Below are 24,466 nucleotides of genomic sequence, written 5' to 3'. Positions count from 1 at the left end.
CTAGTAATAAAATTGGAGGTACTCCATGCCGGAATGAAAAGGGTTTAACCCAAGATGCATATAGGCACACAGGAGATGATCGAAAGGAAATATAAAAGGAGAGGTTTCAAATATTGAAGTAAATAAGGCTGCCCAGTAGTATTCACTGAAATTGCGGATAATCTCTGTCACTCAACCACGAAAAGCGGCTTCAATCACAGCAACATCAATTTTCTTCATGCCCATCATGGCCTCAAATGCATGTTTGGCTGCAGCACGGTCAGAACTGTTACAGGCATTGATCAGGACCGCTGGCGTAATCTGCCAGGAAATGCCCCACTTGTCCTTGCACCAGCCACACTCACTTTCCTGACCGCCATTGCCCACAATGGCATTCTAGTAGCGATCTGTTTCCTCCTGGTCTTCAGTCGCCACCTGAAATGAAAATGTTTCATTATGCTGAAAACCAGGACCACCGTTCAACCCGATGCAGGCAACGCCCATTACTGTAAATTCGACCGTAATGACATCACCTTCTTTCCCAGAGGGATAATCTCCAGGAGCAAGGTTGATCGCGTCAATCGAGGAATCTGGAAAGGTGTCCGCATAAAATCGCGCAGCAGTTTCAGCATCGTTATCGTACCAGAGGCAGATAGTGTTCTTCACAATATTCATCATGTTCTCCATTGAGTTAGGTCTTACGTGCCTACCTAAGTCCAATGTCCAATGTGTATCATTTCTCAGCCGAGAATCGTCATATGATTCCGTATCTATACTATTTCACCAAAAACGGGATAAATCCATTCTGAAGCTGTATGTTTATTGATCTAAAACTTTTCAACATTTTTCTAATTATTCACTGCTGCAGCTTGCTATCACACTGTTAATTACATAAAAAGCGATGAAAATCAAAGAGCGTAAACTACTCACCTCATGACCTTTTAAAAACAGGTCATAAAATTTCTTTAATTAGACTTTAAACCTGGCACGATTTATATCGGGAGATAAAATGCAATAGGACATTACAATTCAGAATTATTTTTTACTTTTCCAGAATTCCCACTTAGACTAGAGCATACTTTTGTTGCACATGCTTTTGCGCCCTATGACCATTCAGGAATTAAGAAGATACCTTCGTAAAACGCGTCGTCATCTCTCTAAATTTGAGCAAAGGCAGGCCGCACAAAAAGTCTTGAACCGTCTGATCCATAGCCCACAATTTATTCAAGCCCGACGTATTGGGCTGTATCTGCATGCTTTTGGGGAAATTCAGACCCAGGCGATTATTGAACGCTGCTTTCAGCTGGGCAAGCAGGTTTATCTCCCTGCAATTTGCGACATGAATCAGCATCTGGTCTGGATCCGGATCAGCCCGCATCAATACCATAACAGGCGCTTTGCCCACCATCGGCTGGGTATGCGAGAGCCAATGAGTACGCGTGGTGTCCATGTTTCCAAACTGGATCTGTTGCTCATGCCATTATTGGCCTGTGATACTTCAGGCACCCGGATTGGTATGGGCGGCGGTTTTTATGATCGCACCCTAGCTTCTGCACCTAGATGCCCTTTCCGTCTGGGACTTGCGTATGATTTTCAACTGGTTAGCCAACCTTTAAAACGGGAAAAATGGGATCAGCCCCTAGATGCTTTAATCACTCCGACAGTTTCTATCAAGTTCAAACGTTAATTTTTCAATTTTGCTCTTGATAACTACTTCAAAATCACATAATTAGTCATTTTTCATACAATTTAATCTCAACTGCCCTTGTATTTTTAAAATTACCCATCACTATTAAAAGCATGGCAACACCGTTGTCACTCATTAGGAGTGCCCATGTCTGAAATTATCATGAATCCAGAAACCTTAGAGCCGCAGGTTCCAAGTGTACTACCCCTTTTGGCGCTGCGTGATGTGGTGGTTTACCCGCACATGCAAATTGCGCTGTTTGTCGGTCGTGAAAAATCGATCAATGCAGTTGATGTGGCTCGTAACAGTGACAATCTAGTATTTGTGGTTGCACAAAAAGATTCGCTTACAGAAGAAATTGATCACGACAATTTATATCAATACGGTACTGTCGCGAAGATTGTGCAAGTTGTGAATCACGAAAATGATGAAAACTGTATTAAAGTCCTGATTGAAGGACTGCATCGTGCCAAGCTGAAAACGATCATTGACGAAAACGAGTATCTGACAGCAGAGCATGAACTCAGCCCAATGACAGTTACGATGGATAAAGACACGCAAGCTGTGCGCTTGCAAGAATTACGTGCGCTTTTCGCTCAATATGCAGAAGCGAAGTTACGTAATGCCCGTGAACTGATCACTGCAGCCAACAAAATTGAAGACTTATTACAGTTATTGTTCTTCGTTGCAACCCGTGTTCCATTGAATATTGAAGTGAAACAAAAGTTCCTCGAACAGGACGAGTTCGAAGCGCATTTAACTGAGTTAATGACTTATCTATTGCAACAGTCTGAAGAACAGCAGATCGAGCAAACCTTGCATGACTCTGTTAAACGTCAGATGGAAAAGAACCAGCGCGAATACTTCCTGAATGAAAAAATGAAAGTCATTCAGCGCGAGCTTTCTGATATGAACGGCGGTGCAGAAGATGATGTCGCCGAAATTGAAAAACGTCTTGCTGAAGCAGATTTGCCTGAGCATGTACGCAAGAAAGCAGAAAACGAGTTCCGCAAGCTGAAAGCAATGCAGCCTGCTTCAAGTGAAGCTGCTGTAGTACGCAACTATCTTGAAGTCATTCTGGATACGCCATGGAATAAGGCCAGTAAAGTCAGCATTAACCTGAACAAGGCGCAGGAAATTCTGGATGCAGACCATTATGGTCTGGACGATGTCAAAGATCGTATTGTGGAATATCTTGCTGTCCAGTCACGTGTGAAAAAATTGCGCGGTCCGATTCTATGTCTGGTTGGTCCTCCAGGTGTCGGTAAAACTTCACTGGGCGAATCCATTGCCAAGGCGACCGGTCGTGAGTTTGTCCGTATGGCACTGGGTGGTGTACGTGATGAAGCCGAGATTCGTGGTCACCGTCGTACCTATATTGGTGCGATGCCAGGTAAAATCGTGCAGTCTTTAATTAAAGTAGGTGTGAAGAACCCGTTGTTCCTGCTTGATGAAATCGACAAGATGGCTCAAGACTACCGTGGTGATCCTGCTTCTGCGATGCTTGAAGTACTAGATCCATCGCAAAACAGCAAGTTCAGTGATCATTACCTTGATCTCGATCTTGACCTGTCAGAAGTGATGTTTATCTGTACTGCGAACAGCATGAACATTCCTGAGGCGCTGCTGGACCGTATGGAAGTGATTCGTCTTCCGGGTTATACCGAAGAAGAAAAAGTGAATATTGCTGAGCGCTATCTGGTTCCTAAAGCAATCAAGAACAATGGCTTACGTTCTAAAGAGCTTACAGTTCACGAAGAAGCCATTCGTGATATCGTGCGCCATTACACCCGTGAAGCCGGGGTTCGTAATCTTGAACGTGAAGTGTCAAAAATTGCACGTAAAGTGGTAAAAGAAGCAGTCAGCAAGAAAGCTAAAAATCTTGAGGTAGATGTAACAGCAGTTAATCTTCCAGAATACCTGGGTCCACACAAATTTGACTATGGTATGGCGGAAGAAGAAGCACAAATCGGTCGTGTGAACGGTCTGGCTTGGACTTCTGTCGGTGGTGAGTTACTGACTATTGAGGTTGCTGCAGTTCCGGGTAAAGGTAAGTTTATTACTACCGGTTCTCTTGGCGATGTCATGAAAGAATCGATTACCACTGCCATGACTGTTGTGCGTACCCGTGCAGATGAACTCGGCATCGAAGCCTCTCGCTTTGAAGAAACTGATGTGCATGTGCATTTACCTGAAGGTGCGACACCAAAAGATGGTCCATCGGCAGGTTTGGCACTCACCACTGCACTGGTATCTGCCTTCACCGGTATTCCGATTCGTCCGGATATCGCGATGACAGGTGAAACCAGTCTGGGCGGTCGTGCACTACGTATCGGTGGCTTGAAAGAGAAACTTCTGGCAGCCCATCGTGGTGGCATCAAGCTGGTATTCATTCCACAGGAAAACGTACGTGACCTGGCGGAAATCCCAGAAAATGTCAAAGAAGGTTTAGAGATCAAAGCAGTAAAATCAATTGATGAGATTTTACCGCTGGCATTGACCTCCTTGCCAAAAGCATTGGTTAAACCGCCAATTGTGAAAACCAAAGAAGAAGCGAAAGCAGCACGTCATTAAGACCTGCTGATTCCTAAAAACCCTGCTCCGGCAGGGTTTTTTTATTGGGTAAAAAGCCACTTAACTCAATTATGGCTGTAGCGCCATAGCAACCAGCCCATCAATCACATACGTCATCTTGTTCAAGTCCAGCTTGTCTAAGGTGTCCAGTTCGGTGTTGTAATAAGGATTGCGATAATTCGCAGTATCGGTGATCAGCATAGTTGAATAATTGAATTTGGTATAATTCAGATAGCCCGAGAAACTCATATCCTGAGCAAAACTTGGACTGACAAAACGCTGACAATCCAACCTGTTAAGCCGTTGCATAGCATCACAATAATCGCCGGTCAGGCCGGTTGAGGCCAAATGTCCAATTGATGCAATAAAGTTGCCATGTCGTGGATAAATCCATTTTAATCCGACTGGATAACTCTGTACCTGATGTTCATCAAAATAGCCAATCGAATCCAGAATCACCACGCCTTTAATTTTCTGTTTTTGCACTTTTAATGATTTGGCATGTATATAACTGCCCATGTGTTCTGTCTTAAAAAAGGGTGGCTCTTCCAAGGTATAGAAAGCAAATTCAATATCATGCTTGAGTCTGGATTTTTGCAAAGCAAGTAGTCTTGCCGTTTCCAGCAGACCCGCTACACCTGATGCATTATTGTCAGCCCCATATCGGGCACTGAAAACATCATAATGTGCTCCCATTACCATCTTGGTTTTGGCTTGAGTATTGATTTGACAGACGACATTCCGGTAACTCAAGTTATTGACCACATAAACCTGATACTGACATGGGACACCCAGACGCTGCATCTGCCCTTTGATCCAGGCAGACACCCGATTCAGCTCCTTAATATTTTTATAATTCCGGTATTCATCCACATTCATAATCTGGCTAAAAAACAATTCCAGATGGGGGACTTGAGCACTTTTGCTTGAGCTGGCCATACATAGGCTTGAACCCATGAGACCAAGCAGTAACAGGAGCACAGTACAACATCCTTTTATCATGACACTGTTCCGCATTTATTATTATTCCATTCCTTTATCAAGCGGATACTTGAACTACGGACATTAAAGCAACACTAAATCCCCCCTTTCAATTTCAATTTGTTTCCTGGTTCAAATTCATGTTGTTTGATCGTTATAATGAGGTATCCAATTATTGATCTGCCTGTATGAAAATCCGTATTCTGACCATTGGTCAAAAAATGCCAGCTTGGGTACTGACTGGTTTTGAAGATTATTTCAAACGTATTCAGCCTTTTGTACAGACCCAGATTATTGAACTGCCAATGGCCAAGCGCGGAAAAAACGATTCTGAAGCAGATATTCTGAAATACCGCAATATTGAGGGTGATAGCATTTTAAATGCACTGAAGCAGAATGAAACCCTGATTGCGCTAGAAGTGGGTGGACGTGAATTTAGTACTGAAAAACTGGCGGAAACCATGAAAAGCTGGATGCTGGAAGGCAATGATGTGGCACTTGCGATCGGCGGGCCGGATGGTCACTCGGAAGCCGTGCGTAAAGCTGCGGCATGGCACTGGTCCTTGTCGAAGTTAACCCTGCCGCATCCTCTGGTACGTGTCATGCTGATTGAACAGCTCTATCGTGCCATGAGCATCAACCATAACCATCCCTATCATCGAGCGGGATAATTTAATAATGCGTTCTGTATATGCAACGTTTTGTTGAATTATTACCCCTGCCTTTATCCCTGTTTTTATTGCATGATTAAAACATTCAACTAATGTGGTTTGACTTATGAACTTACAGACCTTGCCGGGCTTATTTATTTCTCATGGCTCGCCCATGCTAGCACTCAATCCCGAGCAGGTAGGCCCAGCATTGCATCGCTTAAGCCTGAATCTGCCACGTCCAACTGCGATTATTGTCATGTCGGCACACTGGGAAAGCGAAGTGCTAGAGGTGAATACCAGCATCCGTCCTGAAACCTGGCATGACTTCCGCGGTTTTCCACCTGAGTTGTATGAATTACGCTACCCGGCTCCTGGAAATCCCGAACTGGCTGAGCAAGTGCTAGGCTTATTGGCCAATGCCGGTTTTTCTGCACATGCCAATAGTACCCGCCCGCGAGATCATGGTGTCTGGATGCCTCTATTGCATATGTATCCAGAAGCAGATATTCCAGTCGTTGAAATTTCTTTGCCAATCACGATGAGTGCTGAAGATATTTACAGAATTGGTCAAACCCTGGCATCTTTACGTGATCAGCAGGTATTTCTGATTGGATCAGGCAGTATTACTCATAATTTGCGGGAACTGTCTTGGCAGGGAAATACCGATGAGGTTCCGGAATGGGCCTCAACTTTCCGTAATTATGTAGTGAATAAACTGGTTCATAGTGATTTTGATGCCGTACTGGACTGGCAAACATTACCCCATATCAAACGTAATCATCCAACCCTGGAGCACTTTGCACCCTTATTCTTTGCTATGGGTACGGGAAACCGCTTCAGTGTCGTGCATAGCAGCTTTACCATGGGTGCATTAGGAATGGATATTTACCGCTTCGACTAGCCGATAATACCAAGCTTCTAAATTTAGCCCCTGATTTGGATACATTTTGTTAGCAAAAGCTACGATTTGTATCCATATTTTTTACTAATCTCCTGATTATAATCACGTTGAAATTTAGCACATAGAATTACACTGATGAAATCAAGAATTTTTGCACTTGCTCTGCTCCCTTTAGCTTTAATTGCGTGTCAATCCTCTCATCTTCCTGCGACTTCAGGAGATACGGCTATTTCCACTCCATCGACTACATTAAAAACACCAGCGCAAATCCTGTCTGCTTATACTTGGGAACTGGATCATGGACTAAAACAACCCATCGTACTCCATTTTGATGCTCAAGGCCGGCTGAGCGCCGTCACGGGCTGTAATGGACTCGCAACGACCTGGTCAGTCAAAAACAATATCATCACGACCAGCGAAGTCGTAGGCACCGAAATGGCCTGTGATGCAGCACTGATGGAGCAGGAAGGGTTTGTCAGCCAGCTTTTGCAAAAGCGTGATATTCCTTACAGCTTAGATCTCAATGATTCTAATCAGCCAAAATTAAGCATTACTGCAGCCGATGGGAAAAAATATATTTTTACTGGAAAAATGACCCCAGAAACCAAATACCAAGGGCAGGCAGAAACTATTTTCCTGGAAATTTCGCCACAAACCAAAACCTGTACCGGGGTAGCTCCACAAACCTGTTTACAGGTGAAAGAAATTAAATATGATGATAAAGGTTTAAAGACTCAGGTCGATAAAGACTGGACTTTATTCTATGACCAGATTGAAGGCTTTCAGCACTCACCAGATGAGCGCCAGATTATCCGGGTAAAGCGTTATGAAATTAAGAATCCGGCTGCAGACCAGTCTAAATACGCCTATGTATTTGATATGGCAGTAGAGCGTGAAGTGGTAAAAGCCACACTCTAAAGCAAAAAAGGAAAATAAAAAAACCGAGGTAAATACCTCGGTTTTTTTCAGCTTAGACTAAGTCAGACTTAGAATACGCCTTGAGCAAGCATTGCATCAGCAACTTTTACGAAGCCCGCAATGTTTGCACCGTCAACATAGTTCACAGTACCGTCTTCCTTAGTACCGAATTTTACGCAGTTGCGGTGAATTTCTTTCATGATTGCGTGTAAACGCTCGTCAACTTCTTCGAAAGTCCAGCCCAAACGTAATGCATTTTGAGACATTTCCAGACCAGAAGTTGCCACACCACCTGCATTTGATGCTTTACCTGGCGCATAAAGAATTTTCGCTTCAACGAATTTCTCAACCGCTTCAAGCGTAGAAGGCATGTTTGCACCTTCAGCAACACAGATTACGCCATTGGCAAGAAGCGCAGCAGCATCGTCTGCATCCAGTTCGTTTTGCGTTGCACATGGCAGTGCGATATCACACTTAATACCCCAAGGACGTTGGCCTTCAAGATATTCGAAACCATGTTTAGAGGCAAACTCTGAAATACGGCCACGTTTTACATTCTTAAGTTCCATAACTTCAGCAAGAAGCGCCTCAGTGAAACCGTCTTTAACGTAAACTGTACCCGCAGAATCCGAAAGTGAAACTACTTTCGCACCAAGGTACATTGCTTTTTCAGCAGCATATTGCGCAACGTTACCAGAACCTGAAATCGCAACAACTTTGTCCTTGAAGCTTTCGCCACGAGACTTGAGCATTTCCTCAGCGAAATACACAGTACCGTAACCCGTTGCTTCCGGACGTGCCAATGAACCACCGAAAGTTAAGCCTTTACCAGTGAATACACATGCAGTGTCGTTACTTAATTTTTTCATCATGCCGGCCATGTAGCCCACTTCACGACCGCCTACACCAATATCACCTGCAGGGATATCTGTGTTCGCACCAAGGTGACGATACAGCTCGATCATTAAAGCCTGGCAGAAACGCATGATTTCGCCTTCTGATTTGCCTTTAGGGTCAAAATCAGAACCGCCTTTACCACCGCCCATAGGAAGTGTGGTTAAAGCATTTTTAAATGTTTGCTCAAAGCCTAAGAATTTTAGGATTGAAAGATTCACTGAAGGGTGGAAACGCATACCACCTTTGAATGGACCGATCGCTGAGTTGTACTGTACGCGGAACGCACGGTTTACCTGAGTTTGACCTTGGTCATCTACCCAAGAAACTCGGAACTGGATCGCACGTTCTGGCTCTACTAGACGCTCTAGCAAACCATGTGCTGCGTATTGTGGATTCTTTTCAATGAACGGCCACAAACTGGTCATCACTTCTTCTACAGCTTGAAGAAATTCTGGTTGATGTGCATCACGTGATTTTACGTAATCTAGGAACTCATTAAGTGTGTTGTATTTCAACGCTTAATCCTCAGCAGAAAATGGATCAAAATTGGTCAAATTTACAATCAATGTTAAATTTTGGCGCAAAATATTAAATATCTTTTGTAACCAATCTACAATACTTTTTTTGAAAATACTTTAAAATTAATTTGATAACAAATATTTATATTGATTATGAATATTTTTTCTGGGTTATTAAATACCAATTGAATCAATACTTAATTGTCATTTTATGCCTAAAAATAAGGCATAAAATGACCTTAATTCGTGCACCACTCAGCATCCAAAAAACATGTTAAAATTGATAAATCGACATATTTTGTTTCACTTACTCTCTCATGCTTGCCATGAGTAATGCTGGTTATACATGAATTCGCCTATTTCTCTGGTCCAATCGATTGATGCTTTACTCCCTCAAACCCAATGTGGTCTATGCGGTCACCGTGACGGATGTTTACCTTATGCCCAGTCGATTGCTGAGGGTGAAGATGCCAACAAATGTGTACCTGGCGGGCAGCCTGTTGCCGATGCTCTGGCCGTATTATTAAATCGCTCTAAACTACCGGCTGAAGAAAGCGTCTGGCCAGTTCAAGCCGATGGTCGTCCCCAGCGCATGAAAGCGGTTATTCGTGAAGATGAATGTATTGGCTGTACCAAATGTATTAGTGCCTGCCCGGTCGATGCAATTATTGGCTCAGGTAAACTGATGCATACAGTGCTTACTGACCTGTGTACCGGTTGTGAGCTTTGTATCCCGCCTTGTCCAGTAGACTGCATCGACCTGGTTGAAGATCAACAACCCTTACCGACTGAAGCACAGCGCATTGCAGAACAGGATGATCTGCGTAAACGTTACTATGCGCACATCCAGCGTGAAGAAAAACGCCGCAGTGACCGTAAAGGACCGGTATTCCGTGCAGAAATCGATACTGCCCTGTTTGCCCGTTTCTCAGCTCTAAATGAGCAACTTCCCGTGATTGAAGTCGCGAGCAAGCCAGAGAATGCACCTGTATCACTTGATTCCAAGACCATGATTGAACTGGCAAAACTACGTACCCAAATTAAAAAACTGGAAAAACAACTCTCAGTTCGTGAAGATGCCCGAAAACGTACCCAGCTCAAAGAACTGACACAGCAATTACAGGCTTTACAGGGATAACATGACAATTGCCAAGGCCAAGCCTGTTAAAAACATGACCAAAAAGCAGATTCAGACCTTTTTTGAACGCCTGCGTGAACAGCGACCCAATCCAAAAACCGAGCTGAATTATGCTAATCCCTTTGAATTGCTGGTCGCAGTCACGCTCTCTGCTCAAGCTACCGATGTCAGCGTCAACAAAGCCACAGACAAACTCTTTCCAGTCGCCAATACACCGGAAGCAATTTATGCACTAGGTGTGGACGGCTTGAAGGAATATATCAAGACTATTGGTTTATATAACTCCAAAGCAGTCAATGTGATTAAAGCCTGTGAGATGCTGATTCAGAAGCACAACAGCATCGTACCGGACAATCGTGCAGACCTAGAAGCCCTGCCGGGTGTAGGCCGTAAAACGGCGAATGTGGTACTGAATACGGCCTTTGGTCAGCCGACCATGGCGGTCGATACACATATTTTCCGGGTCGGTAACCGTACTGGACTGGCAGTTGGTAAAAATGTGCTTGAGGTCGAGCATCGTTTAGTGAAGGTCATTCCAAAAGAATTTATTATTGATTCACATCACTGGCTGATTTTACACGGCCGTTATTGCTGTGTTGCACGTAAACCGAAATGCCATGAATGTGTAGTTGCAGATGTATGTAACTGGCCGGACCGGTTTGAGTTTGGTGCAGATCGTGCAATTCCGGTGAAAAATATTGAAGCTGAAACTTAAGTTCAGCTTTTTTCGCTTATAGCACCTCAAAGTATTTATTTATTATTTTGCTCAGCCTGCTCTTGTTCGCGCTTCTGTTGAAGTTCTGCCTGTAATTTGGGGTGCAACTGACGTGCCGGTACTTTTCCGGCATTTTCTGCCCGTTCTTCCTGGCGTACTTTGTTCAGTATTTTAAAACTGATATAGAACAGACCCACCACTACTGCCAGAAATATAACCATTAATACCAATATGCCAAATTTCATAGCAGCAAGCACCCTGTTTAAATACACAACAAAAAAGAGCCCTAATATGGCTTAGGGCTCTTCGATTGTCAAAATAATCGGTTAAGGACTATTTTGATTGATCTAAAATCGCGAAAAGATCTTTTTGAACTTCGTCGATTGGACGCAAGCCATTTAGCTTGTCATAAGTCGGTGCATTTTCACCAGATGCTGCACGGCCTTGGTAGAAACCCACCAGCTGTTCAGTTTCAGTGTGGTAAGAACCTAGACGCTTACGAATTGTTTCTTCCTGGTCATCAGGACGCTGAACCAGATCTTCACCTGTTTCATCATCTTTACCTTCCACTTTTGGCGGATTGTAAACGGTGTGATAAACACGACCAGACGCCGGATGCTGACGACGGCCTGACAGACGTTGAACGATTTCTTCATCTGGCACATCAATTTCAATCACGTGATCAATTGCAATGCCTTCTTTTTCCAAGGCTTCTGCTTGAGGAATGGTACGCGGGAAACCATCAAAGATGCAGCCGTTTACACAGTCAGGTTGCGCAATACGCTCCTTGACCAGACCAATGATCAACTCATCAGAAACCAAACCGCCATTGTCCATGACACTTTTAGCTTGTAGACCTAATTCAGTTCCTTCACGAATTGCAGCACGGAGCATATCACCGGTTGAAATTTGTGGGATATTGTAGCGCTTACAGATCAACTGAGCTTGTGTACCTTTACCTGCTCCAGGTGGTCCGAGTAAGATAATGCGCATATATAAACATCCTCATTTAAACAATATGTATGACGCCACGACCACAATCACCCGATTGTGTCCCCCGGCATCTCATTATAAGAAAGCCACAAACAAATGGATTAAACCCGCGACAAAACCGGTTACCCCACCCAATAAAATCAGAATCCATTCATCTTCCTGAAATGCAGGACGTAAAAGATTCTGAAACTCCTTCGGAGTCAACTCACGTATGCGGTCTCTAAACATTTGATAGATTTTCTGTGCACGGCTCGCATTAAATGCTGGGTCGCATACAGGTACCATCGTAATTTCAATCGAGCGATCGATCAAGTCCGTCTTGAGTTTTGCATACTCTTTTGGTCCTAAAGACAGCTGCAAAGAGGTCCTGACCAGGGGTGTTTCCATAATTTCATTAATATGACGTTTGATAATGCGGCGGGTTTTGTCTTTTCTGCCGCCATACATCATCTCGGTCATGATCGATTTTAACGTAATCAGGTCTTCTGTGACTACACTTGCGAAGACGTCAGAGACTTCATCCTGACGTTTCATAAATGCGCCTTGTATGTTATAGGTGCCGATACGAGGAATCACCGGTTTGATCCATGGAAACTTGCGATCCGCGGTACGGCTAAAGAATTGCGGGTATTTTACCGGATGTGGTTCTAGTGGGTTGAAGACCATCCAGATGGCGATCCAGTTGGTCAAAAAGCCCCAGATGGCCGCCCAGAACGGTACGGTCCAGTGCCAAGGCACCACAAACCAGACAATCATCTGGAAAATACCAAAGAACATCCCGATGAGCGCACTGATATGCCAGATGAAATTGATCTCTTTTTGACCCACTTTCAGGAACATGCGCACCATAAGTCGGCGGTCACCCTCCATCTGGCTAACCACCATTTCACGCATATCTACAAGTGACTCGACGTTCATGGTCAGCTCAGTCACTAATTCACGCAAAACTGCCGGCATTTGTTTCTGTGCTTGTGCATAAATTCTGCGCTTGATGGCAAAAGGCAGGTTTTCCCAAAGGACCGCATTGCGATCCATCATGACTTCATCAATCAGGTGTTCCAGCTCAAAGCCAACCTGCTCCCCAATGATCCGTGCCATGTCATCAGGATCCATCGCCTGTAAGAACTCACGGATGGAACCTAGTTTTGACAGTGTATTATCGGTAATAATGCCTGAAATACGTCCAGCTTTGCGTGGCACAATTCCCTGCCAGCCAATAGGAATGGGCCCTAAATGAAAACCCCAAAAATTGATCGGATAAAAGACCATTTTCAGTGCCATCCAGACGTGAGCCCAGGTTACAAATGCAGTCACCGGAATAATGCTGAGCACGGCCCAAAAATCTGGGCGATTTACAAAGGTTTGCCACAACTCGTTGACGTACTCAAGCATGCATAATTTCCATATTTAATTTTTTGTTCACAGAATACACATATTAATAAGGTCGAATATTTTGTCTATAAACCGATACTTAAAGTATAGGAAAATTGTAGCCGGGGTTCTGTTTCAGCCACAACAAAACCAGTTCGGTCTTCGAGTTTCTCCCCCACACCGATCCCTACACTAAAACTGCTGATCCGTTCAGAACTAAGCAAAACATAAGCCAAGTCAATACCGGCACCTAAGCGGGTCTTGTACTCATTGTCAATCCGCCTGCTATCGATATGTCCTGCATAAACCCCGACATAATAACCATTATGGTCTTTACCAGTGAGATAGGCCGGATAACGAAAGCCTGCCTGTGCTCCTATCTTATGGTCATCATTCAGAAAAACTCCACCTTTCACATAAGCAATCCCGTAAGGATTAACCCATTCAGTATTTAAGTGTATCAATTCCTGGGTAATACCAACGCCAACATTAAAGGCTTTTGCCGGCTCAGGTTCTATTTTAGCAGCAGTAGTATTGATTTGATCATGTGCATATGCCCCATTCGCCCAAAATGCAAACGCTAAAAAAGGGTAAACCTTGTTCATTCCTTCACCATCTTCCTTAATTATAGTTTTGGTATAGTCCTATTTTTATTGGATTTTACTCTAGCAGAATTATCACAACTCTTGTATACAGCACTTTACAATTTTAATGTCTGCAAAGTCAAAGCTTATAGAACTGATGACAAGGTCAGTTTTTCATTATCAAATCAAGTGTACTTGCGTTAGAATATTACACTTTGATTCTTTTCAATCACTCTCAGGTCTTAAGTCGATCGCGTATGAAGCAGCACTTTCCTTTAAAAAATGCACAACAAGAAAAGCGCATCTATCGCAGTCGAGTCTTGATTTCCATGGGGATTGTGATTTTCTTTATGCTGCTGCTGGTCAGCCGCTATGCCTATTTGCAACTGTTCAACTTTGAGAGCTTTAGTACGGCTTCGGACGAGAACCGGATTCGCTTGCAGCCCCTACCCCCAGCACGCGGTTATATTTATGACCGTAACGGCGTATTGTTGGCCGACAACTATCCAGTCTTTACTGCCACTTTAAGTCGTGCCGATGTACAAGACATTGACCAGACACTCGAACGCCTGAAACCAATTCTGGAACTGACCGAAGAAGACCTGGAACGCTTTCAAACCCGTATTAAAACAGCACGTAAGACCGAACGGGTTTCGATCAAGCTCAATCTGAATGAAAATGATATTGCCCGTTTTAGTGAAGTGAAATATCAGTTTCCGGGCGTGAATATTGAAACCCAGATGACCCGCTACTACCCGCATGGTGATCTGTTCGCGCATGTGATTGGTTATGTAGGTCGAATTAATGACAAAGAACTTAAGGCTATTGATAAGGACCTGTACGCCGGAACCAACCTGATCGGAAAGATCGGGGTGGAAAAATCCTATGAAGAGCTTCTGCATGGTGTACCAGGAAATGAATCGGTAGAGGCCGATGCCTTTGGTAATGTACTACGTCATCTGGGCCGCAAGGATCCGGTGCGCGGTAACGACCTGTTCCTGTCACTCGATTACGGCTTACAGGTAGTAGCTTCAGAACAGCTGGCTGGGCGTCGTGGCGCAATTGTAGCGATGAATCCCAAGACCGGAGAAATTCTGGCGCTAGTATCCAGCCCAAGTTTTAATCCGAATCTGTTTGTAACCGGAATCAGTACCAAGGACTACAGCGGTCTACGTGATAACCTCGATCAGCCTCTCTATAATCGGGCTGTACAGGGTACCTATCCACCCGGCTCTACCATCAAGCCGATGTTTGGTCTGGGCGGACTACATTATGGCCTGGTGGACTGGAATACTGCTATTTCGGATCCAGGCTATTTCACCTTGCCTGGTGACAGTCACCGCTTCCGTGACCATAAAAAAACCGGGCATGGCTCAGTAAATATGCATAAAGCACAAATTGTGTCCTGTGATACCTATTTCTATGTCATGTCCTACCGCATGGGCATTGAAAAAATGAACACCTGGATGCGTCAGTTTGGCTTTGGCGAAAAAACTGGGGTCGACTTACCAAGTGAAAGTTCCGGACTTTATCCTAGCCCGGAATGGAAGATGCGTACCCGTAATGCCAAATGGTCACGTGGTGAAACCATTTCTGTCAGTATTGGTCAGGGCGCTTTTACCTCCACACCGTTACAGCTGGCTATGGCCACCGCGATTACCGCCAACCATGGTAATAAAGTTATTCCTCATGTGCTGCGTGAAAGTCGCGGTGCCAAACCATTCAAGGTACATAATGGTACTCATGGCAAGATCGATTTTAACGGTCAGGAAGAAGACTGGATCAAGATGCGTGAGGCGATGGTAGATGTCATTCAGTCGGGTACAGGTCGAGGCATCAAAAGTGGCCTGCAATACTCTATTGCAGGTAAAACTGGGACAGCACAGGTTAAAAGTATTGCTCAGGGCAAACGCTATAATGAATCCCTGTTGACCGACCGTCAGCTGGATCACGGTCTTTTTGTCGGTTTTGCCCCTGCTGAACAGCCCGAAATTGCGATCGCAGTCATTCTAGAAAATGGTCGTGGTGGTAGTGCGGCAACCGCCCTGGCCCGACCAATTTTCGATTACTGGTTACTGCATAAAGATAAAAATCCAATACGCCCACAGGGACACCAATTAAGTGGCGGCCTGATGACAGCCGGAATCAAGCCAGCTGAATTACCAAGTGGTGCAGGTATGCTAAGTCAGGATGCAGCCTCTAGTGCAACTCCAGCCAGTAGCGATTCCGCTCCTGCTGCTCCGGCTTCTACAAATACTGCTGCATCTCCCGCAGCGCCTCATGCTCCGACACCAGTAGAACGAGATTAAAGATGAAAAACCAGCTTCGAATTATTGGTGGTGACTGGAAACGTCGTCAACTACCTTTTGCCAGTATTGAGGGTTTGCGCCCGACGCCTGACCGTGTTCGGGAAACTCTATTTAACTGGCTGATGTGGGAGGTGCAAAATGCCCAGGTTCTGGATATGTGTGCCGGTTCAGGAGCATTGGCTTTTGAGGCATTATCTCGTGGCGCTGCCTCAGTGGTGATGATTGAACCTGATCGGACTCAGGCACAATTTTTAACCCAGAATCTGGAACTATTGAAAGTCACCAAGACACGTGCCCAATTAAAAGTGGCTACGGCGCAACAAGTCTTGCCCACGCTGCAAACACAATTTGATCTGGTTTTTCTAGATCCGCCGTATAGCCTGAATTTATGGGAAACCTTGGCTGCACAAGCAAATCATCTGATCAAGGATAATGCTTATATTTATGTAGAAGCGGACCGCGATCTGCAATCACTTAAATTACCCGCCTCATGGCGTTTAATTAAAAATACCAAAGCCGGCATGGTTCGCGCGGGACTTTATCAAAAAATACCTTCGCAAGAGCACAATTAAAAAGGATTCCTTGAACAAGAAATCCTTTAGATCAAATAAAAGTGGTGAGACATTAATACTCGGGCAATAAACCCGTTAACGAGCCGGAGGTGGAGGAGGCGGATTCCGATCGTTATTGTTAGGATTATTCCAGTTAGGACGGTCTTTGTTGTTATTCCAGTCCCGATCACCATATTGTCGATCATGATGTTTATCCCGATCTTTATGACCGCGATAATCATCGTGAGGATCTACAACACAACCGGTTAATGAGACTGCCAATACAGAAAGTAATATTACTATTTTCATGTTCATTACCTCTTGCGGTACAGGTTTCAGTATCCGGAAATTTGATTGATAATTCAGAAACTCCGTGTTGGATTCTTGTTTTATTTTATGCTTGGATTCCTTGATTTCCGATGCAGACAAGAGCTAAATTCCCTGGCGTTTATATCAATTTGCACTGAGATTTGCATAAATACCACTAAGCAAGCACTTGGTTTTTCCAGTTATCTTTTTAATACTACTGACTTTAATTTCGTACCGATCCTTATGACCTGGTTGTTATTTATTTTTGGTGCGATGGTCGCAGGTTTTGTTCAGGGACTGACTGGTTTTGCCTTTGCCCTGATTGCCATGTCTTTCTGGGTTTGGGTATTAGCTCCGCAGCTGGCCGCGCCCCTGCTGGTATTTGCCTCGGTCTGGAGTCATGTGATTTCACTGAGTCAGGAACAGACGCAGCCCTTTTTATCCAGACAGTTGGTACTGCCTTATCTGATGGCCGGCCTGATCGGTGTACCGCTTGGTACTTATCTGTTGCAGATCATTCAAGCAGATACCTTCAAAATGGTTCTAGGATTTTTTCTGGTGCTGTGGTGCCCGGTGATGCTGCTTAACCCTCAACTCAAAATGATTCAGCATTCAGGAAAATTAGCGGATAGTGGTATAGGCTTCATGGGTGGCATCTTAGGCGGACTGGGTGGTTTTTGCGGCGCTATTCCTTCAGCCTGGGTCATGCTAAAGCAATTACCCAAAGCGCAGCAGCGCTATATTTTGCGGCATTTCAATTTTGCCATTCAGCTTTTCACGCTGGGTACGTATTTATGGCAAGGCCTGATTAATCAAAGCCATTTACCCTATATGGCCTTGCTGATTGTTTTTGTGAGCCTTCCGGCGATTCTAGGCGCAAAATTATTTTATAAAATTTCAGAATTACTATTTAAACGTATTATCTTAAGTTTACTTTTTAGTACTGGCTGTTTTCTATTAGCATCTCAATTCACTTAAGTATAAGAAAAAGCCACGCCCTGTTTTCCCTCTAAAGCTTGAATCCAGCAAGATAAATGCTATGTTAAGGCCATTCTTTTGCAATACAGATCATCATTATGCAGATTCGTGATCAGATCGTTCTTGTTACTGGCGGCGCACGTGGTTTGGGTTTAGCCATTACCCGAGCTTTACTCGCTGAGGGAGCGCGCGTGGTCGTCAACTATCATAGCAGTCGGCAGCAAGCTGAACAGCTGGCCCAACAATATCCTGCACAGGTATTTATTTATCAGGCAGATGTTACCCAAGCTGATCAGGTATGCGCTTTATTTGCCGCGGCAAAAAATCATTTCGGTGAAGCACTTCATGCGATAGTCAATAATGCGTTGATTCAATTTGAATTTAATGGCGATGCACGGCCTAAAGTTGAAACACTCACTTGGGAAATGTTGCAACAGCAGTTCAGCGGTGCAGTACAGGCAGCTTTAAATACCACCCAAGCTGCACTGGATGATATGAAACAGGCAGGCTTTGGCCGGATTGTGAATATTGGTACAAACCTCGTGCAAAATCCGGTGGTTCCTTATCATGACTATACTGCTGCCAAAGCTGCATTGTTGGCCTTCACCCGAACTACGGCACAAGACTTGGGGCAATATGGCATTAATGTAAATATGCTCTCTGGTGGCCTGTTACAAACCACAGATGCCAGTAAAGCCACACCTGACTTTGTCTTTGACCTGATTGCTCAATCGACCCCTTTACGCCGTGTGATTACTCCCGAAGAATTTGCCGCTGCAATCTTGATGTTTCTGTCACCTTATTCACGTGCAGTCACAGGACAGAACCTGATTGTAGATGGCGGTCTGGTCAAAGGTTAGGCGGTTAGTGCATGCAATTGATTTTAAAATTTTATTATTCTATTTTTTAACCATTTGGTAGATTAAAAAGGTTCTTGGAACAGTTTTTACTTCTACAATAGTGCGTTCTCATAAAACCTTTTGCCTACTTTCATGAAATTTATCACGACATTGCTCAGTACCTTGCTGCTGGCAGGTTGTATGTCCAGTGATTTGAAAAAATCCGAACAATTACTGCAAAATTTCCACTGTGCCAAGGTAGATACCGCACAAATGCCACATAGCAGTATGACTGATTATTATCAGCAGATGTTGTACAGCAGCAAATCCAAAGTCGAGTCGTATATCAAACAGTATCATCAGGGTGAAAAGCTGTTTGATCTGCCGCTACATGAAGTGATTGAACAACAATATGCTTTGTATAAAGATGCCTGCCAAAACCTGGGAGGAATTTTACCCGCTTCTGAAAATGCACCTTAAGCCTGTCAATTTTAAGATTAGACGAAAAAAAGCAGGAAATATTTTCCTGCTTTTTTCCAACCTAATTTTAACTCTGATAATAGCGCTGATCTACACTGAAGCATTCAGGGAATTTTGGTTCAATATCTGCATAAAATGCCATGATTTCTGCCATATCCTTTTCATAATCCCCTGTCGGATAAACAATTTTTCCTACACCAGTTTTTTTCTTGGCATAGTCCATATAGGCCAATGCAATTGGCACACCGGCATTGATGGCGACATGATAAAAACCTGTCTTCCACTGTTCCTGCTTGGCTCGGGTCGCTTCTGGCGTGACCAGCATGACCAGTTTCGGATGGGTCTTGAATAATTCCGACATCACCTGAACCATACTCGGACGAGGCTCCCCCGGCTGTTTAGGTCGGCGATCAATGCCGATTCCACCCATAGCCCGAACAAAAGGCCCCAATGGAAACTTCATATAACTGTCTTTAATGGTTAAGCGAACATTCACCCCTAATGCTTTCAAAGCCAGACGCGCATAAAGTGCATCCCAATTACTGGTATGTGGCGCAGCAATCATGACACATTGATCTAAATCTAATGGCCAGTGATTGTCAATTTCCCAACCCAGCATATTCAGGCTTTGTTCTGCTAACTTCTCAAACACGTCACGCACCAATTCTATTCAAAATTGCGCGAATTTTAACAACCTAAGCAAATATAGATAGTGTAAAAAGATCAATAAATAACCAATTAATCTATATTTGTATAATTAGATTTTTCAAATGAAAGATTAATTTATAGTTCTAATATTTGATCCCTACTGATCAATAAATCATAAAACGGCTTTATGCTCTTAGCTCTAAAATGGAGCGAAATAAAGGAATATTCAGACCTTGAAAGCCCTGCAACAGGCTGGCAAAATCAAGAATGTATCTCAAATATTATGACAATAATCTTATTTTCCACTGTTGATAATAAGCACTCATTCTACTCAGAGTAGGCCAAATAATTTGGCTAAACTCGATTAAATTTTAAAGTTAAATTTAACTATTTTAATCAACATGTTCAAAATGACTCGTACAGCCCATCAATAAATGCATCAGCTCGATTTGCGAACAACAGTGGGTTTTTTCATAGATATTTTTAAAATAAGTTCGAACCGAACTAAGGGTAATGCCACACTGCTCTGCAATGTCTTCTATTTTATATCCATTAATCAACAACTCACATAAATCAAATTCCCGTTTAGAAAGTTGATAGCACTGTTGTAGATAAGCTTTTGAAAGTGAATAATGCTGGTTTTTATGGGTCATAAATAATGCAACCTGATGTTGGGCAGACTGTAGATGTTGCATATTCCTTAATTTCTTAAAGGGCACCACTGTAAGCATGAGTTGCGCGTCCGTAGTATCACTTAGCGCCAGAACCCCGCCTGCTTCTGTGTGAATAGCCGCATCTTCGAGTAAAGCACTTTCCAGCAAGTGATCGAGACGTGTCTGCTGCCCAAGAGCGGCTTTCAGACGATTATGCATATCTAAATCAAGACATGAACTTTGATCTAGCATCTTTTGTGCAACCGGATTGGAATAGCTTAAACACAAATTCTGGTCCAGCAGTAAAATTCCTGTCTTGAAATTATCCAATACTGTATACAAGCTTAAATTATCTTGCTGGATAATATTGATTTGCCGATGAATTTGTAAAGCCCGACGTAAATGGAGACTGATACGCCTTAAAAAATCCAGCTCAACCTGTGCAAAAGGCTGCACTTCACGTGTACGATGAATACCCAATACTGCCCAACGATAATTCCCCCGATCCAGCAGTACTCCTGCCAGATGACAAATACCACTCGGTTTTAAACATTTTTCATAGAATACATAGTGATCGGTTCCCGGATGCTGGGCATAATGCTGACAGCTTTGACTTAATGCCTCTCCTATCTCGCTTCCATTCCATAATGGCATATGCAGTTTCATATCAACTACTCTGATCCGGTCATCTTGATAAGCGGCCAGAGTTTCATTTGGGATATTATGCGTATACACAAAATCATAACCTGGATTAAGCTGATCCAGACCGGTAAAAATTGCGCTCTTGCTTTTAGTATGGTTCACAATATCTTTGATTACATCCAGCCATAGATTCGGCAATAAAGCAGCATCATAAATTTTTGCGATCAGATTATTTTCTCGTTCTAACTTCATTATCCTCTGCTCTTTATCATTATCATTATTTTCTTAATAATAGCGTTCAGAATCCCAGAACGAAACAGCATAAAGTTACTTTGAACTTTGATAAAAATTATTTAATTCTATTCAACTAGGAGTAACTTCAGCCTCATTCACCTAATGAATCAAACATTAACAGGATTGCCCTAGTTATCTGTACAGACTACTTTTAAGCTAAGTGGTAGCAACTAAATCAATAAGGTCTGAACAATGAAAAAACTACCACTTATTGCAGCGACAGCAGCCACTCTTGCAGTAGCCTTAAGCGCATGTTCAAAGCCAAATAATAATGCTGAATCAAGCCCGGCAACCATGGAACAAAACACCGCAGATACCAACATGACTCGTGCTGATAGCGCAGAAACCTCACTAGACTGGGCGGGTGAATACGAAGGTGTGTTCCCTTGTGCGGACTGTGAAGGAATTAAAGTTGAATTAGACCTGCATCCGGATAAAACTTATGAGCTCAATGAAGAATATTTGGGTAAAACTGGAAAGAATGAGTTTGAGACTAAAGGAAGTTTCAGTTTTGACCCTCAAGATCCGTCAATCATTACTCTAGATAACCATGCTGACAATCGTAAGTTTTTTGTGGGTGAAAATTTTATTGAAGCACGTGATGTAGAATCAGGTAAAAAAATTGACAGTAATTTAAATTATAAATTAGTTAAAAAATCTGCATCTTAATTTTGTAAACATATAAAAAAATCCCCGCAATTGCGGGGATTTTTTAGTTTCAATCAGGCTAAGCTTAAATTATTTACCGCCAAACACATATGAAACACCTACACGACCACCAACTTCGCTACCACCGAAACCAAGTGCAGCACTTAGAGAAGTACGGCCATCAGCAAGAACACTTGCAACACCTAGAGCAGCAGCAGATTCACCTTCATAGTGACCTACACCACCAAACACTGCGTACTGACCAGCACCGATGTTAGGAATTTGTTGTTGAGTCGCTAATGCGATAGCGATACCACGATAAGAAGTTTTCTCTACATCATCAATACGGCTGTTCAATTGACCAACACGGCTATTAAGTCCTGCAACTGCATTATCCGTATAAGCATTTGCAGATGCTAAAGTTGCTGCATCACCTTCTACAGCTGCAGCACGAATCGCCTGACGATCTGTTGCCGCTGCTGTCAAACCGGTCTCTACTGCAGCTACAGCTTCGGTTACAAATGTTTGATTTGCAGCTAATTGAGTTTCAACTTGTGCCACAACTTCCTGAGTTGCTTCACCTACAGAAGTCTGAATATTTTGAACGATGCTTACACCACCGATCTGGAAGTCAGAAGCATTGATTACGCCAGTAGTGCTAATACCTTCAGCATTTATAGTAGTCTTAGAGCCTTCAAGTCCAGTAATTTCAACTTTTTCAGCAGTTACCGTGGTTTGAGCAGTTATTACATTATCTACAACGTTAGTTGCTTGTAAACCATAAGTTTTGTTACCTTCAGCATCAGTAGCAATAATACCAGTCACTACATCTTTACTTGTAACTGTCTCTGCAGATGGGTTAATTGCGTAACGAGTACCACTTGTGCTGTTAGCTAAAATTGGATCTGTACTAGCAACAAGTACACTACCCTCTTGTGTAGTCGTTGTAACAGATTCACCATAAGTTACATTTTTGTTAGACACCAAGCCTGTATTTACAGATTTAATCACAGTGCCGCCAGAAGTCTCTTCTGCAGTACCCGCACCAACTTGCTTAAGTGTGCTTAAATCACCAGTAAACGTAGTCAATATTTCCTTTTTAGCATCTAATGTGTAGTAATCACTACCATAAGAAACAACGCGCTGACCATCCACTGTGTCATAAGCATACAACTCAGTACGTGGAGATTTTGTTAGAGGACCAGTTGTTTGCGTAGAGGACACTGTGCCTTTTTCTAAATTAACCAATGCGCCAACTGGAACATCAAGAACTGCCAAACCATTACCTGTTACGCCAGCAACAGCAGTATTAACCTGTTCTGAAGTTTTAATAGTAGCGACTAAACCTTGGGTATTTGCATGAGTCGCAGAACGATCCAATACAAAGGCATTTTTTGCAAATGCTGTTGTTTCTTCCTCGGTCAAATTACCAATTTGAACATCTTTCTTAACCGTAGAAGCTTTAGTATCGGTAACTTTAGTTTCTTGAGGTGCCAATACTTGGAAGTAATCTACTGTAGATTCTTCAGTTGTAATGCGACCATTCTCATCATAGTTTACAAGCTGACCTGAAACTTCGTAGCTGCTCTCATCAGTAGTTATAGTAGTTGTAGTTTCTGTTTTCGCGTCATCAAATACCCAATAATTATTTTGATCAACGTTAGTTGCAGTTTGACCAGGTATTAAACCTATAGTAGTTTCTGTTTGAGTTTTTGTTGATTCTTTAGTGGTAATTGCTAGCTGCCCACCAGATACTAAAGTTGTGAACCCAGAAGTTTCACCTTCATAAGCTTTGAGCTCTTTAAGACCAGTATCGGGGTTAACAACTTCCGTATACCAACCCGATTTAATTAGGGATTGCTCACCACTAATCACATTAACTTTAATGAGTCCTTGTTTATCAGCATTTTGATATTTAAATGCATCAACCAACCCTTTTTTTTCAACTACAGCTGCTTGAGCACCAAAACAAGCAACTGCTAAAGCTGCTGCTAATAATGTTTTTTGAAATTTCATATAAATTTCCTTCAATTTTTATAAAAAGACTGGTCTACCCTAGGATTGATGTAAACCAGCAAAACTGATTTGAATGTGTGGTTGTTCTGGAGACTGCCATCCACTACAAACCGCTGTCATAGCGGTTCTGCAGCAATAATAAACAAAAAGAAACAATAATATCAATCAATATTTGATTTAATTTTAAAGT

Annotated in this window: 23 protein-coding genes and 1 pseudogene; 13 read left to right on the top strand and 11 right to left on the bottom strand. The window is 43.1% G+C overall.

All coding sequences use genetic code 11. The features are described 5' to 3' along the window. Window positions 1-171: 171 nt before the first annotated feature. A pseudogene (locus tag VXQ11_RS00850) lies at window positions 172-654 on the bottom strand (VOC family protein). A gap of 430 nt (window positions 655-1,084) precedes the next feature. On the opposite strand from VXQ11_RS00850, the gene VXQ11_RS00845 reads away from it, so the two are divergent. Continuing rightward, entirely contained in the window at window positions 1,085-1,666 is a 582-nt protein-coding gene (locus tag VXQ11_RS00845) for a 5-formyltetrahydrofolate cyclo-ligase (protein WP_416679895.1), read from the top strand. Window positions 1,667-1,813: 147 nt separating this feature from the next. After that, window positions 1,814-4,240, top strand: a complete 2,427-nt coding sequence (gene lon / locus VXQ11_RS00840; RefSeq protein WP_064095588.1) for an endopeptidase La — start codon at window positions 1,814-1,816, stop codon at window positions 4,238-4,240. A gap of 69 nt (window positions 4,241-4,309) precedes the next feature. Here lon and VXQ11_RS00835 read toward each other — a convergent pair whose 3' ends face one another. Continuing rightward, window positions 4,310-5,242, bottom strand: coding sequence for a M28 family peptidase (locus VXQ11_RS00835; RefSeq protein WP_081406347.1), 933 nt, complete (start codon window positions 5,240-5,242; stop codon window positions 4,310-4,312). Window positions 5,243-5,409: 167 nt separating this feature from the next. Here VXQ11_RS00835 and rlmH point away from each other — a divergent pair, with 167 nt between their 5' ends. From rlmH to VXQ11_RS00820, 3 genes are all read left to right on the top strand, one after another. Continuing rightward, window positions 5,410-5,892 carry a 23S rRNA (pseudouridine(1915)-N(3))-methyltransferase RlmH gene (rlmH, locus tag VXQ11_RS00830; protein ID WP_416705197.1) on the top strand — a complete coding sequence of 161 codons (483 nt, stop codon included), beginning with the start codon at window positions 5,410-5,412 and terminating at the stop codon, window positions 5,890-5,892. A 106-nt stretch (window positions 5,893-5,998) separates the two neighbouring features. After that, the gene (locus tag VXQ11_RS00825) at window positions 5,999-6,775 is read left to right on the top strand and encodes a dioxygenase (RefSeq protein WP_416705196.1); all 777 of its coding nucleotides are present in this window, start codon (window positions 5,999-6,001) and stop codon (window positions 6,773-6,775) included. A 135-nt stretch (window positions 6,776-6,910) separates the two neighbouring features. Further along, on the top strand, window positions 6,911-7,693 hold the full coding sequence (locus tag VXQ11_RS00820; protein WP_416679892.1) for a DUF4377 domain-containing protein: 783 nt from the start codon (window positions 6,911-6,913) through the stop codon (window positions 7,691-7,693). Window positions 7,694-7,761: 68 nt separating this feature from the next. Here VXQ11_RS00820 and gdhA read toward each other — a convergent pair whose 3' ends face one another. Continuing rightward, the gene (gene gdhA, locus VXQ11_RS00815; protein WP_064101466.1) at window positions 7,762-9,105 is read right to left on the bottom strand and encodes an NADP-specific glutamate dehydrogenase; all 1,344 of its coding nucleotides are present in this window, start codon (window positions 9,103-9,105) and stop codon (window positions 7,762-7,764) included. 349 nt (window positions 9,106-9,454) lie between these two features. Here gdhA and VXQ11_RS00810 point away from each other — a divergent pair, with 349 nt between their 5' ends. Both VXQ11_RS00810 and nth read left to right on the top strand, forming a co-directional pair. Further along, a complete protein-coding gene (locus tag VXQ11_RS00810; RefSeq protein ID WP_416705195.1) occupies window positions 9,455-10,246 on the top strand; it encodes an RnfABCDGE type electron transport complex subunit B in 792 nt (263 codons plus the stop codon). A 1-nt stretch (window position 10,247) separates the two neighbouring features. Next, window positions 10,248-10,961 (top strand): endonuclease III, encoded by a 714-nt coding sequence (gene nth, locus VXQ11_RS00805; RefSeq protein ID WP_416679890.1) that lies wholly within the window; start codon window positions 10,248-10,250, stop codon window positions 10,959-10,961. A gap of 35 nt (window positions 10,962-10,996) precedes the next feature. Here the strand turns inward: nth and VXQ11_RS00800 are convergent, their stop codons facing one another. From VXQ11_RS00800 to VXQ11_RS00785, 4 genes are all read right to left on the bottom strand, one after another. After that, a complete protein-coding gene (locus VXQ11_RS00800) occupies window positions 10,997-11,206 on the bottom strand; it encodes a hypothetical protein (protein WP_416679889.1) in 210 nt (69 codons plus the stop codon). 88 nt (window positions 11,207-11,294) lie between these two features. After that, a complete protein-coding gene (gene adk / locus VXQ11_RS00795; protein WP_064095597.1) occupies window positions 11,295-11,954 on the bottom strand; it encodes an adenylate kinase in 660 nt (219 codons plus the stop codon). A gap of 75 nt (window positions 11,955-12,029) precedes the next feature. Beyond that, window positions 12,030-13,346, bottom strand: coding sequence for a hypothetical protein (locus tag VXQ11_RS00790; protein ID WP_416705194.1), 1,317 nt, complete (start codon window positions 13,344-13,346; stop codon window positions 12,030-12,032). Window positions 13,347-13,411: 65 nt separating this feature from the next. Beyond that, on the bottom strand, window positions 13,412-13,930 hold the full coding sequence (locus tag VXQ11_RS00785; protein WP_416705193.1) for a hypothetical protein: 519 nt from the start codon (window positions 13,928-13,930) through the stop codon (window positions 13,412-13,414). A 236-nt stretch (window positions 13,931-14,166) separates the two neighbouring features. Between VXQ11_RS00785 and mrdA the strand changes: the two genes are divergently transcribed. Both mrdA and rsmD read left to right on the top strand, forming a co-directional pair. Then, on the top strand, window positions 14,167-16,218 hold the full coding sequence (mrdA, locus tag VXQ11_RS00780) for a penicillin-binding protein 2 (RefSeq protein WP_416679887.1): 2,052 nt from the start codon (window positions 14,167-14,169) through the stop codon (window positions 16,216-16,218). A 2-nt stretch (window positions 16,219-16,220) separates the two neighbouring features. Continuing rightward, entirely contained in the window at window positions 16,221-16,790 is a 570-nt protein-coding gene (gene rsmD, locus VXQ11_RS00775; RefSeq protein ID WP_416705192.1) for a 16S rRNA (guanine(966)-N(2))-methyltransferase RsmD, read from the top strand. Between the two features lie 75 nt (window positions 16,791-16,865). Here rsmD and VXQ11_RS00770 read toward each other — a convergent pair whose 3' ends face one another. Further along, entirely contained in the window at window positions 16,866-17,084 is a 219-nt protein-coding gene (locus tag VXQ11_RS00770; RefSeq protein ID WP_416705191.1) for a hypothetical protein, read from the bottom strand. 237 nt (window positions 17,085-17,321) lie between these two features. Between VXQ11_RS00770 and VXQ11_RS00765 the strand changes: the two genes are divergently transcribed. The 3 genes from VXQ11_RS00765 (at window position 17,322) to VXQ11_RS00755 (ending at window position 19,375) form a co-directional block, all read left to right on the top strand. Further along, window positions 17,322-18,056, top strand: coding sequence for a sulfite exporter TauE/SafE family protein (locus tag VXQ11_RS00765; RefSeq protein WP_416705190.1), 735 nt, complete (start codon window positions 17,322-17,324; stop codon window positions 18,054-18,056). Window positions 18,057-18,154: 98 nt separating this feature from the next. Further along, complete coding sequence (locus tag VXQ11_RS00760; protein ID WP_416705189.1) at window positions 18,155-18,916, top strand: 3-oxoacyl-ACP reductase; 762 nt, start codon at window positions 18,155-18,157, stop codon at window positions 18,914-18,916. 132 nt (window positions 18,917-19,048) lie between these two features. Beyond that, entirely contained in the window at window positions 19,049-19,375 is a 327-nt protein-coding gene (locus tag VXQ11_RS00755; protein WP_416705188.1) for a hypothetical protein, read from the top strand. 67 nt (window positions 19,376-19,442) lie between these two features. Here VXQ11_RS00755 and VXQ11_RS00750 read toward each other — a convergent pair whose 3' ends face one another. After that, a complete protein-coding gene (locus VXQ11_RS00750) occupies window positions 19,443-20,027 on the bottom strand; it encodes a 1-acyl-sn-glycerol-3-phosphate acyltransferase (protein WP_416679882.1) in 585 nt (194 codons plus the stop codon). Window positions 20,028-20,415: 388 nt separating this feature from the next. Further along, window positions 20,416-21,570, bottom strand: coding sequence for a helix-turn-helix transcriptional regulator (locus VXQ11_RS00745; RefSeq protein ID WP_416705187.1), 1,155 nt, complete (start codon window positions 21,568-21,570; stop codon window positions 20,416-20,418). A 234-nt stretch (window positions 21,571-21,804) separates the two neighbouring features. Here VXQ11_RS00745 and VXQ11_RS00740 point away from each other — a divergent pair, with 234 nt between their 5' ends. After that, the gene (locus VXQ11_RS00740; RefSeq protein ID WP_416705186.1) at window positions 21,805-22,281 is read left to right on the top strand and encodes a copper resistance protein NlpE; all 477 of its coding nucleotides are present in this window, start codon (window positions 21,805-21,807) and stop codon (window positions 22,279-22,281) included. Between the two features lie 69 nt (window positions 22,282-22,350). On the opposite strand, the gene VXQ11_RS00735 is transcribed toward VXQ11_RS00740, so the two are convergent. Next, window positions 22,351-24,276 carry a YadA C-terminal domain-containing protein gene (locus VXQ11_RS00735; RefSeq protein ID WP_416705185.1) on the bottom strand — a complete coding sequence of 642 codons (1,926 nt, stop codon included), beginning with the start codon at window positions 24,274-24,276 and terminating at the stop codon, window positions 22,351-22,353. Window positions 24,277-24,466: the final 190 nt, after the last annotated feature.

The organism is Acinetobacter sp. 197 (assembly GCF_048148385.1).
Lineage (GTDB): Bacteria > Pseudomonadota > Gammaproteobacteria > Pseudomonadales > Moraxellaceae > Acinetobacter > Acinetobacter pecorum.
Note: the sequence above shows the minus strand (reverse complement) of the source record. Positions and strands in the feature narration are given on the sequence as shown.